Source organism: Streptomyces sp. NPDC026500 (genome assembly GCF_055567635.1).
Window position 1 is genome coordinate 175,762 of record NZ_JBVHQB010000020.1, and the last position, 11,907, is coordinate 187,668.

Below are 11,907 nucleotides of genomic sequence, written 5' to 3' on the forward strand. Positions count from 1 at the left end.
ACGACAGGGCGTGGGACGGAGGGACGACAGGGCTGAGGACCACAGCGCCGAAGCACGACGAGCGGGGCACAGGGACAGCGGGTGGGTACGCGGACCGTCGCGAAACGGCGGTGGGCCCGCCCGGAAACCGGACAGGCCCACCGCCGAGAAACACACGGCGCTACCCGGGATAGACCGGCGCCGTCCCGTCCTGGACCAGCTTCTGCCACTGCTCCCCCGCCGACAGCCGCACGATCCCGTCCGTCTCCGAGTGCGCCACCAGAGGCGCCTGCTCGTCCTCGGACGCGGCGATCTCCTTGACGTTGGCGAGCGCGGAGGGCGAAGTGCCCAGTGGGGTGGAACCGTCGACCTGGACGTACTGCATCTGCTGCACGCCGCCCTTCTGGCTGCCGACCACCACGAGGCGGCTGTCCCCGGCCCAGGACATGGCCGTGACCTCCTCCAGCTGGGGTGCGACGGAGCGCGGTTCGGAGATGTACGCGCCGGCGGGCTCCCCGGGCTTGGACCGTTCGATGCGTCCGATCTGCAGCGAGCTCTTGCCGCCCTTCTCGACGATCAGCGCGATGCGCACGCCGTCGGCGGCCACCCGCACCGCCTCGACGCGCCCGTCGAACTCCGGCGCCTGCACGACGATGGGCTCGCCCGCGCCCTTCTGCAGCAGAAGCAGCCGGGGGTTCTTCGGGTCCCGGTCGGCCACCCACAGGTCTCCCTGCGCGTCCCAGCTGGGCGTCGTCAGGCGGTCGTCCGCCGTCCTGCCCTGGCTCCGCAGCACCGGCTCGCCGAGCGAACCGCCCGACACCAGCGACCCGACGTACAGGTTCCGGCCGTCGGCCGACACTCCGGCAGCAATGCCCTCGTCCCGCGACACCGCGGCCGCCCGCAGCTTCTTGCCGCCCTCGCCCAGCGCACCGGGCACCGGCTCGGGCTTCCTGTCGCGGTTGCCGCCGGACATCCGTACGAGCCGCTGGTCGTGATCGATGAAGTACTGGTACTCCGGGTGCTCGCCCGTACCGTGCGACGTGACGCTCTCGGCCCCGGCCTTGTTCAGCACGCACAGCTGGGAGCCGTCCGACCTCTGGAGCTCCACCTCGTCGACGCCGGTGGGGGTCAGATCCCGGAGGGTGACGAGGAGCTGCGCCGCCATCTCCCTGCACCGGGCGCTTCCGACCCGGTCGGCCTTCGCGTTCAGCGGCACCGTGACGCTGTTGCGGTCGTCGGGCGACAGCGACACATCTCTGTTCTTCAGTTCCGTGCCCGAGGGGAAGCTCGACCTGACCACCGGGTCCAGCCAGCTCGTGGGCCCCTTCAGGAGCGCGCGCACGATCTGCGTCATCGGGTCCACCTGCGCGCGCACATAGACCGGGTCGGCGACGGTCCCCAGGGGACGGCCGGTCCCGGAGGTCCCGTTCGACGCGTAGAAGTACTTGTTCACGGACACGTAGTTGCGCTGGAAGTCGGACGTGCCCATCACGACACCCTGCGGCAGTCCATCGATGCGCCACTGCTTGTTGCTCTTCAGCCTGGTCAGATGCACCGAACCGCTGTACGCGCCGGAGTCCGGCCCGTACGCGTGCCGGTCGTCCACCGTGGCGACCTTGCTGCCGCTCAGCCGGAACAGGACGTCACGACTGCCGTCCTTGGTTCCCGAGGGCGCTCCTACGGGCTCCGGGGCGTCCGCGAGGACCGTCGTCGAACGGTAGGGATCCCACGTCTTGCGGGCGCTGTCGGTGAGGTACTTGCCGGCCGTCTCGTACTTGGCGTCGTCGCTGGTCAGCGCCTCCAGGAAGCCCTGCACGATCTCAGCCGCCGAGGCGCCGGGATGCGGCGGCATGGCGTAGACGCGGACCTGCGAGTCCTGACGCGGCGTGGACTCCACCCCGCTCAGACCCCCGCTGTCCGGCATCGAGGCGCACCCTGCCATCAGCAGGGCTCCACAGCCCACGATCACCACGACGCGCACCGGACGGCGTCCGCGGACGCCGCTCCCCCCGCGGTCAGCGCCCACGAAATGCCTCCCCATGTCCGAGCTCCTCCGGCGTCTCGCCGTCCCGCCCCCGCTCCCGCGCGGTCCGTTCCCGGCCGGTGCCGGATGTCTCCTCCTGGCGGCGCAGCGCCCCGGCCGGCCGGGGCACCACGCGGGCGCCGTTGCCCGGCAGCGCTGTCGGATCGGCCGTGGGCGAGACCCCGCCCAGTCGCGGGGCCATGGCCCCGCGCGGCGGTATCGGAGCCGCCGCCGTCCCGGGCTGCTGCACGGGAACCGTGGCCAGCTTGGCAGCGCCGCCGTGCGGCAGACCGGCGTCGTCGAGTCCGCGGTTGCGCCGGGAATCCTTGGGCTCCAGCGGTATCGGCGATCCCCTGAGCGGCTCGTCGGCCGTCCGCGGCAGGGTCAGCCGGAACTGCGAACCGCCGCCCGGCTCGCCCCAGGCCTGGAGCCAGCCGCCGTGCAGCCGCGCGTCCTCCAGGGCGATGGACAGCCCGAGACCGGTGCCGCCGGTGGTACGCGCGCGTGCCGGGTCGGCCCGCCAGAAACGGCTGAACACCCGGGTCGCCTCGCCGGGCTTGAGCCCGACGCCGTAGTCGCGGACCGCGATCGCGACCGCTCCGCCCGCCGCGGCGAGCTTGACGACGACGTCCTTGCCCTCACCGTGCTCCACGGCGTTGACGACGAGGTTGCGCAGCACCCGCTCGACCCGCCGGGCATCCGCCTCGGCGATCAGCGGCTGCTGGTCGCCCTTGATGCGTATGCGCGTGCCCTTGCGCTCGGCGAGCGGCTCGGCTCCGCCGACCACCCGGCGCACGACCTCCCTGAGGTCGATCGCGTCGGCCTCCAGCGCCGCCGCGCCCGCGTCGAACCGGCTGATCTCCAGCAGGTCGGCGAGGAGCGTCTCGAAGCGGTCCAGCTGGTCGGCGAGGAGCTCGGCCGACCGCGCGGTCACCGGGTCGAAGTCCACGCGCGCGTCGTGGATGACGTCGGCGGCCATCCGCACGGTGGTCAACGGTGTCCGCAGCTCGTGCGACACGTCGGACACGAACCGCCGCTGCATCCGCGAGAGGTCCTCCAGCTGCTGGATCTTGAGCTGGAGGTTCTGCGCCATCTTGTTGAAGGCCTCGCCGAGACGCGCGATGTCGTCCTCGCCGGTGACCTTCATACGTTCCTGGAGGCGTCCGGCGGAGAGCCGCTCGGCGATCCCGGCCGCCATCCGCACCGGTGTGACGACCTGGCGCACCACGAGCCAGGCAATGGCCCCGAGGAGCACCACGACGAACAGTCCGGCCGTCGCGAGCGTCCCCTTGACCAGGCTCAGGGACTTCTCCTCCTGGGTCAGCGGGAAGAGGTAGTAGAGCTGGTAGGCGTCGCCGTTGGGGTCGATGACCTGCTTGCCGATGACCAGAGCGGGCTGGGATTCCCGGCCGTCCTTGTAGACGACACGGGTGTAGCTCTGCGCCGCCGCCGTGCTCTGGTCGACCCGGGCGCGCAGATTCTCAGGCACGCTCACGATCGGGTCGACTTCCGAGTACCGCGGCGCAAGCCCGCCGCTGCCGTCGCGCGACGCGGTGGAGTTGAGGGTCACCACGTCGAACGCGCCCTGTCCGCCACTGGACAGGGACACGACGAGGTCGGTCATCCACTGGCTGACGTTCTTCGACGGGCGGCCGTCGGCGCTCGTACCGTCGTCGCCGTTCGCCGTCGCCGCCGAGTCCGCCTTCTGCTTGGCCACCGAGAAACCACCGGTGGCCTGGCTCTGCGAGGCCTTCACCTTGGCGTCCAGCAGGCCGTTGCGCACCTGCCCGATCACGACGAAGCCGAGCAGCAGGACGACGCCCATCGACATCAGCAGCGTCGTCGCGACGATCTTGAGCTGGATGTTGCGCCGCCACAGCCGCATCACGGGCAGCAGCGGACGACGCACCCAGCGCATGAGCAGCCGTAGGACCGGGCTGCCCTGGACTCCGCCCTGGAGCAGCCCGCCCTCGAAGAATCGTTCCCAGCGGGAGCCCGTCATTTTCCGGCCGACAGGCCGCCCCGAACGATCCCCCTGCTCAGCGGGCGCCGAAGCGGCACTGTCCCGTGACATGTCAGCTCGGTCCTGCCTTGTAACCGACACCTCGGACGGTCACCACGATCTCCGGACGCTCCGGGTCCTTCTCGACCTTGGAGCGCAGCCGCTGGACGTGCACGTTGACCAGACGGGTGTCCGCCGCGTGCCGGTAACCCCACACCTGCTCCAGGAGGACCTCACGCGTGAACACCTGCCACGGCTTGCGCGCCAGAGCGACCAGCAGGTCGAACTCCAGCGGCGTCAGCGCGATCGACATGCCTTCCCGCTTCACAGAGTGACCGGCGACGTCGATGACGAGATCGCCGATCGACAGCTGTTCGGGTGCCGGCTCCTCCGAACGGCGCAGCCGCGCCCTGATCCGCGCCACCAGCTCTTTTGGCTTGAACGGCTTCACGATGTAGTCGTCGGCGCCCGATTCGAGGCCGACCACGACATCGACGGTGTCGCTCTTCGCCGTGAGCATCACGATCGGCACCCCGGACTCCGCCCTGATCAGGCGGCACACTTCGATGCCGTCCCGTCCGGGCAGCATCAGGTCCAGGAGCACCAGGTCGGGCTTGGCATCACGGAAAGCGGCCAGCGCCTTGTCGCCGTCGGCTACGAAAGACGGCTCAAAACCTTCACCACGCAACACAATGCCGAGCATCTCGGCCAGTGCGGTGTCGTCATCGACGACAAGGACTCGTCCCTTCATAAACGACATCATCCCATTAACTAAATCGTTACCTGGCGTGACAAGTCACACAGCTCGGCGAGAGCCTCAGCCGTCACGGGCGAAACAACGCCCTCTTCGGTGACGATCGCCGTGATCAACTCCGGCGGCGTCACATCGAACGCCGGGTTGTACGCCTGGGTCCCCAGGGGTGCCACAGGTATACCTCCTCCGGGTTCCACCCCCGCCACCGGGACCTGCGGGGCTGTGATCTCCGTCACTTCATGACCGGGGCGCTGCTCGACCTCGATGGATGCCCCGTCGGGCGTGTCCGGATCGAAAGTCGTCACCGGCGCCACCACGATGAACGGCACATGGTGGTACCTGGCCAGCACCGCGAGCGGATAACTCCCCACCTTGTTCGCCACCGAACCGTCGGCCGCGATGCGGTCGGCCCCGACCAGCACCGCGTCCACCTCCCCGGCCGCGAACAGCGACCCGGCCGCGTTGTCCGTGAGCAAGGTGTACGCCATTCCGCTGCGAGCGGCCTCGTAGGCCGTCAGGCGAGCACCCTGCAGCAACGGCCGTGTCTCGTCCACCCAGAGCCGCCGCAGCTGCCCCGCCCGGTGCGCCGCGAGCGCCACGGCGAACGCCGTGCCCTCCCCGCCGGACACCAGCGCCCCGGTGTTGCAGTGCGTGAGCACCCGGTGTCCACCGCCCGGCAGCAGCTCGTCGAGCAGTGCCAGCCCGTGCTCGGCCATGCGTGAGCTGGCCTCGGCGTCCTCCCGGTGCAGCGCCCGCGCCGCGGCGAGCGCCGCCGCGGCGGCCGCCTCCTCGTCGCCGCCCCCGGAGAGCACCGCCCGGTGAGCCGCCTGCGCCCTGCGCACACCGGCCGCGAGGTTCACAGCGGTCGGCCGGGCACCGGCCAGCGAACGGGCGGCCTCGTCCACGTCGAAGCCACGTACGGCGGCGAGCGCGACGCCGTACGCCCCGGCGATCCCGAGCAGCGGCGCCCCCCGCACGGCGAGCGTAGCGATCGCCTCCACCAGCGCGGATGCGTCCGTGCACACCAGCTCGACCTCCTCGGCAGGAAGCCGCGTCTGGTCGAGAAGGACCACGACAGGGCCTTCGGGCGGCTCGTGCCAGCGGATCGCGGGTATCTCCGTCGGCCCGCTGTCCTCGCGGGATTGCGCGTAGTGATCGGCCATCCGCCCAGTCTGCCCCGTACCCGCCGGACAATTGAAGGTGTGCAGCCGATACGGGGGCCGGTCCCTTGCCGGGCACGCCGTGACACGATGGCTGCCAACCTGCCGCCGCGACCGCGGAACGGGCACCGTGAAGGAGCGACGATGAACGACACTCCGGGCTGGGCGTCGCCCGGATCTGCACCCTCCAGCGGAGAGGAGCCGGACTCGTCCGGCACCCCGCAGCCGACGGACCAGGGCGGAGCGAACCAGCCCGAGCAGCCCTCGAAGTGGTCCAAGGAGCAGCCCCCGCCCGGTCAGTGGTCCGCTCCCGGCGCACAAGGTCCCGGCCAGGCCCCGCCGCCCGCCCCGCCCCGTCCGGGCTGGGGCGGTCAGCAGCCCGGCGGCCAGGGCGGTGGATCCGGCAGCTGGGGAGGCCCCGGATACGGCGGCCCCGGTGGACCCGCCGGCTGGGGCGGCAGCTGGGGCGGACAACCGTCCGCCGCCAAGCCCGGCGTGATCCCGCTGCGCCCGCTCGGCATCGGTGAGATCCTCGACGGCGCCGTCTCGACCATGCGCACCTACTGGCGCACGGTCCTCGGCATCTCGCTGACCGTCGCCGTCATCACGCAGATCGCCGTCATCCTGCTCCAGGGCTTCATCCTGGACAACAACACCGACGCGGCCGCCCTGAACGACCCGAGCGCCACCGTCGGCGAGCTGAGCCGGGCTCTGGGCGACACCATGCTGAGCTCCGGTCTCGTCCTGCTCATCACGCTGCTCGGCACCATCGTCGCGACGGCCCTGCTCACCTCGGTGACCAGCCGTGCCGTGCTCGGCAAGCCCGTGACCACGAGCGAGGCCTGGCGGGACGCCCGTCCCCAGCTGCCCAAGCTGTTCGGCCTGACCTTGCTGCTGCCGCTCATCGCCATCGTGATCCTGGGCGTCGGCGCACTGCCCGGTCTGCTCGTGGTGGCGGCCGGCTCGCACGACTCCGGTGCCGCGCTCGCCGTCCTCGGCGCCTTGGCCGCGGGCGTCGTCGCCCTCTGGCTGATGATCCGCTTCTCGCTCGCCTCTCCCGCCCTGATGCTGGAGAAGCAGAGCATCCTGAAGTCGATGAGCCGCTCCGCGAAACTCGTACGCGGCTCCTGGTGGCGGGTGTTCGGCATCCAGCTGCTCGCCACGATCATCGCCAATATCCTGGCTTCGATCATCGTGATCCCGTTCGCCGTCATCGCCGCCGCGCTGAGCGGCGACGGCTTCTCCGGCTTCCTCGACAGCTCCGGCGGCGACCTCGGCTGGACCTTCCTCATCGTCAGCGGTATCGGCTCGGTGATCGGATCCATGGTCACCTTCCCGATCACCGCGGGCGTCACCGTGCTCCTGTACATCGACCAGCGCATCCGCCGCGAGGCTCTCGACCTCGATCTGGCCCGGGCCGCCGGCGTCCAGGGCTACGGCACCGAGGCCTCCGGCACCACACCAGGGAGTTGATGCGGTGAACGGGGCGGGGGGAGTTCTCACAGCGGTACTCGCAGGGCCGCACACCGGTGCGACAGTTGTCCGCGCGCTGTCGCGCGGCGACGCACCACCGGTGACGACGCCGCGTGACGCCGCACGGGAGGCGGCCCGACGCGAGCTGTCCAAGCGGATGTACCACGAGAACGACCCCGGCCTCGTCCAGCGCGCCCTGAACGCCTTCTGGGACTGGGTCGACAAGCTGTTCGGCGCCGCCTCCGCCGCGGCACCCGGCGGAACGCTCGGACTCGTCGTCATCGTCCTCGCGGTCGTGGCGGTCGTGGCCGCCCTGTGGTGGCGCCTGGGCACGCCGCACCGCACCCCCGCCTCGTCCGCCACTCTCTTCGACGACCGCCCGAGGAGCGCCGCCGAACACCGCGCAGCCGCCGAGGCCCACGCCGCCCAGGGCCATTGGAACCAGGCCGTCCAGGAGCGGATGCGCGCCGTCGTCCGCTCCCTGGAGGAGCGCGCGCTGCTCGATCCGCGCCCCGGCCGCACGGCCGACGAGGCAGCCGCGGAGGCGAGCCGCTCCCTGCCCTCCCACACGGACCGACTGCGCACCGCGGCACGGGACTTCGACGACATCACGTACGGTGGCCGGTCCGGCGACCCGCGCGCGTACCAGCGCCTCACCGAGCTCGACCGCGACCTGGAGCGCACCAAACCCGTACTCACGGACAGTGCCCACAGCACGGACCGGAACACGACCCGCAACAGCCGCCAGGGGGCCGCCTCATGACCGAGGCCACCCTCAACTCCACGTCGGCCTCGCCCACCGCCCGCCAGTTGTGGAGGCGTGCGCGCGGAGTCGTCCTCGCGCTCGTCCTCCTGCTGGTGGCCGCCATCGTGATAGCCGCGGTCCGCTCGGACGCCCGGCACGGCCGCCTCGACCCCCGTTCCACCGACCCCTCCGGCAGCCGAGCCGTCGCCCAGCTCCTCGCCGACCAGGGGGTCTCCACGCGCGTGGTCACCACCCTCGACGAGGCCCGCGCCGCGGCCGGCCCCGACACGACTCTGCTGATCGCGGCCCCCGACCTGCTGACCAAGCGTCAGCAGACCCTCCTGCACACGACGACGGAACGCTCCGCCGGCCGTACGGTCCTGATCTCCCCCGGATCGCCCTCCATCGGCACCCTCGTCCCAGGAGTCACCGCCGACCCCGCGGTCAGCTTCGACTCGACACTCTCCCCCGACTGCGACCTGCCCGCCGCCCGCCGAGCGGGCAGCGCCGACACGGGCGGCATCCGCTACACCGCCACCGACCCGGGCGCCGACGCCTGCTACCCCAGCGACGGCCTGCCCACGCTCCTGCGTGTACCGGCAGCTTCCGGAAGCGGCGACACCGTCGTGCTCGGCGCCCCCGACATCCTCTACAACGACCGCCTCGACGAGCAGGGCAACGCCTCGCTCGCTCTCCAACTCCTCGGTTCCCGCGCTCATCTGGTCTGGTACCTCCCCTCGCTCTCCGACGACTCGGCCACCGACGCGGGCCGCCAGAGCTTCCTCGACCTGCTCCCGTCGGGCTGGCTCTGGGGCACGCTGCAGCTCTTCATCGCGGCGGTCCTGACCGCGCTGTGGCGGGCACGCCGAATGGGCCCTCTCGTACCCGAGCGGCTTCCCGTCGCGATCCGCGCCTCCGAAACCACCGAAGGCCGCGCCCGTCTCTACCGCAAGGCCAACGCCCGCGACCGCGCGGCCGCCGCTCTGCGCTCCACCACCCGCACCCGCCTCGCCCCCCTCATCGGCGTGCCCCCGGCCCAGGCACATGCGCCCGAAGCCCTGCTCCCCGCCCTGTCCGCCCGTCTCGACGGCGACGGACAGGCCCTGCTCCCGCTCCTCTTCGGACCACCGCCCCGCGACGACGCGGCCCTCGTCTCCCTAGCCGACCAACTCGACGCCCTCGAAAGAGAGGTACGCATTTCATGATGGACCCGACCACTGACAACGCCGGGTACACCGGGTATTCCGGGGGTGCGGACACCGCCCGCTCCTCCCTGGAAGCCCTGCGCACCGAGATCGCCAAAGCCGTGGTCGGCCAGGACCCCGCTGTGACCGGCCTCGTCGTCGCCCTCCTCTGCCGCGGACACGTTCTCCTCGAAGGAGTCCCCGGAGTGGCCAAAACGTTGCTCGTCCGCGCGCTCGCGTCCGCACTGGAACTCGACACCAGGCGCGTCCAGTTCACTCCCGACCTCATGCCGAGCGACGTCACCGGCTCTCTCGTCTACGACGCCCGCACCGCCGAGTTCTCCTTCCAGCCCGGCCCGGTCTTCACCAACCTCCTGCTCGCCGACGAGATCAACCGCACGCCTCCCAAGACCCAGGCGTCGCTGCTGGAGGCCATGGAGGAACGCCAGGTCACGGTCGACGGCACACCCCGGCCGCTCCCCGAGCCCTTCCTGGTCGCCGCGACCCAGAACCCGGTCGAGTACGAGGGAACGTATCCGCTACCCGAGGCCCAACTGGACCGCTTCCTCCTCAAACTGACGATCCCGCTGCCTTCCCGCCAGGACGAGATCGACGTGCTCACCCGCCACGCCGAGGGCTTCAACCCGCGCGACCTGCGCGCCGCCGGCCTGCGCCCCGTGGCCGGTCCCGCCGACCTCGAAGCCGCCCGCACCGCGGTCGCCAAGACAGCGGTCTCCCCCGAGATCACCGGCTACGTCGTCGACCTCTGCCGTGCCACCCGTGAATCGCCGTCGCTCACCCTCGGCGTCTCCCCGCGCGGCGCGACCGCCCTGCTCGCCACGGCCCGCGCCTGGGCCTGGCTGACGGGCCGCGACTACGTCATCCCCGACGACGTCAAAGCCCTGGCCCTGCCCACCCTCCGCCACCGGGTCCAACTCCGCCCAGAGGCCGAGATGGAGGGCGTGACGGCCGACTCCGTCATCAACGCGATCCTCGCCCACGTCCCCGTCCCACGCTGATGGCACTCACCGGACGCGCCGCTCTCCTGGCGGCTCTGGGCGCACTCCCCGTCGGCATCTGGGGGCCCAGCTGGACAGGCATCCTCGCCGTGAACGCCCCGCTGGCCCTGGCCTGCGCCTGCGACGCCGCCCTCGCGGCTCCCGTACGACGCCTCGGTCTGACCCGCTCCGGGGACACCTCGGTGCGCCTCGGCGAGTCCGCGGACGTCACCCTCACCGTCACCAATGCCTCCGGCCGCCCTCTGCGCGCACACGTCCGCGACGCCTGGCCGCCGAGCAGTTGGGAACCCGGCACCGAGGTCGAGGCGTCCCGTCACCATCTGACGGTCCCCGCCGGCGAGCGCCGCCGCCTGACGACCCGTCTGCGCCCCACGCGCCGCGGCGACCGCCAGGCCGACCGCGTCACGATCCGCTCGTTCGGGCCCCTCGGTCTGTTCTCCCGTCAGGGCAGTCACGAAGTCCCCTGGGCCGTACGCGTCCTGCCCCCGTTCACCAGCCGCAAGCACCTCCCTTCCAAGCTGGCCAGGCTCCGCGAACTCGACGGCCGCACCAGCGTGCTGACACGGGGTGAGGGCACGGAATTCGACAGCCTGCGCGAGTACGTTCCCGGCGACGACACCCGTTCCATCGACTGGCGGGCCACAGCCCGCCGGACGACGGTCGCCGTGCGCACCTGGCGTCCCGAACGCGACCGCCACATCCTTCTGGTCCTCGACACCGGCCGCACCTCCGCGGGCCGCGTCGGGGACGCCCCCCGCCTCGACGCCTCGATGGACGCGGCGTTGCTCCTCGCCGCTCTGGCCTCCCGCGCCGGCGACCGCGTGGACCTCCTCGCCTACGACCGCCGGGTACGCGCCCTCGTCCAGGGCCGCGCGGCAGGCGACGTCCTTCCGTCCCTGGTCAACGCGATGGCCGGCCTTGAACCGGAGCTCGTCGAGACGGACGCCCGCGGCCTGGCCGCCACAGCCCTGCGTACGGCCCCACGCCGTTCCTTGGTCGTGCTCCTGACGAGCCTCGAAGCGGCCCCCGTCGAGGAGGGCCTGCTCCCCGTGCTGTCAGGCCTCACCCAGCGCCATACGGTTCTGCTGGCTTCGGTCGCGGACCCGCACATCGCGCAGATGGCGAAGGCCCGGGGAAACATCGACGCGGTGTACGAGGCAGCGGCGGCGGCACAGGCCGAAGCCGGCCGTCAGCGCACGGCCGAACAGTTGCGACGCCGCGGAGTCACCGTCGTCGACGCGACTCCGGACGATCTGGCGCCGGCCCTCGCGGACGCCTATCTGGCCCTGAAGTCCGCCGGCCGCCTGTAGACGAAGAGCGAAAAAAGCCCCGACCCTACAAGTACGACGTACGGGGTGCGGGGTGCGGGGTGCGGGGTGCGGGGTGCGGGGTGCGGGGTGCGGGGTATTCGCGGTTATGGGTTCGGGAAAATGGCCGTAAACGCAGAAAACCCCCGTACCGGTTTCCCGGTACGGGGTTTTCTTCAAAATTTGTTCGGCGGCGTCCTACTCTCCCACAGGGTCCCCCCTGCAGTACCATCGGCGCTGTGAGGCTTAGCTTCCGGGTTC

Annotated in this window: 9 protein-coding genes and 1 rRNA gene; 5 read left to right on the plus strand and 5 right to left on the minus strand. The window is 71.5% G+C overall.

Annotated features, from left to right (window positions below):
* Nucleotides 1-160: 160 nt before the first annotated feature.
* The 4 genes from ACZ4N5_RS31465 to mtnA are packed head-to-tail and all read right to left on the minus strand — an operon-like array spanning nucleotide 161 to nucleotide 5,921.
* Nucleotides 161-2,005, minus strand: coding sequence for an LpqB family beta-propeller domain-containing protein (locus ACZ4N5_RS31465; RefSeq protein ID WP_467760440.1), 1,845 nt, complete (start codon nucleotides 2,003-2,005; stop codon nucleotides 161-163).
* Nucleotides 1,995-4,076, minus strand: coding sequence for an MtrAB system histidine kinase MtrB (gene mtrB / locus ACZ4N5_RS31470; protein ID WP_467760424.1), 2,082 nt, complete (start codon nucleotides 4,074-4,076; stop codon nucleotides 1,995-1,997). Before mtrB ends, ACZ4N5_RS31465 begins: the two co-directional genes overlap by 11 nt.
* Nucleotide 4,077: 1 nt before the next feature.
* Entirely contained in the window at nucleotides 4,078-4,767 is a 690-nt protein-coding gene (mtrA, locus tag ACZ4N5_RS31475) for a two-component system response regulator MtrA (protein WP_192582811.1), read from the minus strand.
* Between the two features lie 8 nt (nucleotides 4,768-4,775).
* On the minus strand, nucleotides 4,776-5,921 hold the full coding sequence (gene mtnA, locus ACZ4N5_RS31480) for an S-methyl-5-thioribose-1-phosphate isomerase (protein ID WP_467760425.1): 1,146 nt from the start codon (nucleotides 5,919-5,921) through the stop codon (nucleotides 4,776-4,778).
* A 141-nt stretch (nucleotides 5,922-6,062) separates the two neighbouring features.
* Between mtnA and ACZ4N5_RS31485 the strand changes: the two genes are divergently transcribed.
* The 5 genes from ACZ4N5_RS31485 to ACZ4N5_RS31505 are packed head-to-tail and all read left to right on the plus strand — an operon-like array spanning nucleotide 6,063 to nucleotide 11,649.
* Nucleotides 6,063-7,391 carry a DUF7847 domain-containing protein gene (locus ACZ4N5_RS31485; protein WP_467760426.1) on the plus strand — a complete coding sequence of 443 codons (1,329 nt, stop codon included), beginning with the start codon at nucleotides 6,063-6,065 and terminating at the stop codon, nucleotides 7,389-7,391.
* A gap of 4 nt (nucleotides 7,392-7,395) precedes the next feature.
* Nucleotides 7,396-8,154, plus strand: a complete 759-nt coding sequence (locus ACZ4N5_RS31490) for a DUF4129 domain-containing protein (protein WP_467760427.1) — start codon at nucleotides 7,396-7,398, stop codon at nucleotides 8,152-8,154.
* Complete coding sequence (locus ACZ4N5_RS31495) at nucleotides 8,151-9,341, plus strand: DUF4350 domain-containing protein (protein ID WP_467760428.1); 1,191 nt, start codon at nucleotides 8,151-8,153, stop codon at nucleotides 9,339-9,341. The genes ACZ4N5_RS31490 and ACZ4N5_RS31495 overlap by 4 nt, the downstream gene beginning before the upstream one ends.
* Nucleotides 9,341-10,339, plus strand: a complete 999-nt coding sequence (locus ACZ4N5_RS31500) for an AAA family ATPase (RefSeq protein ID WP_467760429.1) — start codon at nucleotides 9,341-9,343, stop codon at nucleotides 10,337-10,339. Before ACZ4N5_RS31495 ends, ACZ4N5_RS31500 begins: the two co-directional genes overlap by 1 nt.
* On the plus strand, nucleotides 10,339-11,649 hold the full coding sequence (locus ACZ4N5_RS31505) for a DUF58 domain-containing protein (protein WP_467760430.1): 1,311 nt from the start codon (nucleotides 10,339-10,341) through the stop codon (nucleotides 11,647-11,649). The genes ACZ4N5_RS31500 and ACZ4N5_RS31505 overlap by 1 nt, the downstream gene beginning before the upstream one ends.
* A 182-nt stretch (nucleotides 11,650-11,831) precedes the next feature.
* Here ACZ4N5_RS31505 and rrf read toward each other — a convergent pair.
* Nucleotides 11,832-11,907, minus strand: a 5S ribosomal RNA gene (gene rrf, locus ACZ4N5_RS31510); the annotation flags it as partial.

Bases quoted from the DNA above. Each gene is read 5' to 3' on its own strand.
- mtrB (WP_467760424.1), bottom strand. From the start codon at position 4,076: ATGTCACGGGACAGTGCCGCTTCGGCGCCCGCTGAGCAGGGGGATCGT.
- mtrA (WP_192582811.1), bottom strand. From the start codon at position 4,767: ATGATGTCGTTTATGAAGGGACGAGTCCTTGTCGTCGATGACGACACC.
- mtnA (WP_467760425.1), bottom strand. From the start codon at position 5,921: ATGGCCGATCACTACGCGCAATCCCGCGAGGACAGCGGGCCGACGGAG.
- ACZ4N5_RS31485 (WP_467760426.1), top strand. From the start codon at position 6,063: ATGAACGACACTCCGGGCTGGGCGTCGCCCGGATCTGCACCCTCCAGC.
- ACZ4N5_RS31495 (WP_467760428.1), top strand. From the start codon at position 8,151: ATGACCGAGGCCACCCTCAACTCCACGTCGGCCTCGCCCACCGCCCGC.
- ACZ4N5_RS31500 (WP_467760429.1), top strand. From the start codon at position 9,341: ATGGACCCGACCACTGACAACGCCGGGTACACCGGGTATTCCGGGGGT.
- ACZ4N5_RS31505 (WP_467760430.1), top strand. From the start codon at position 10,339: ATGGCACTCACCGGACGCGCCGCTCTCCTGGCGGCTCTGGGCGCACTC.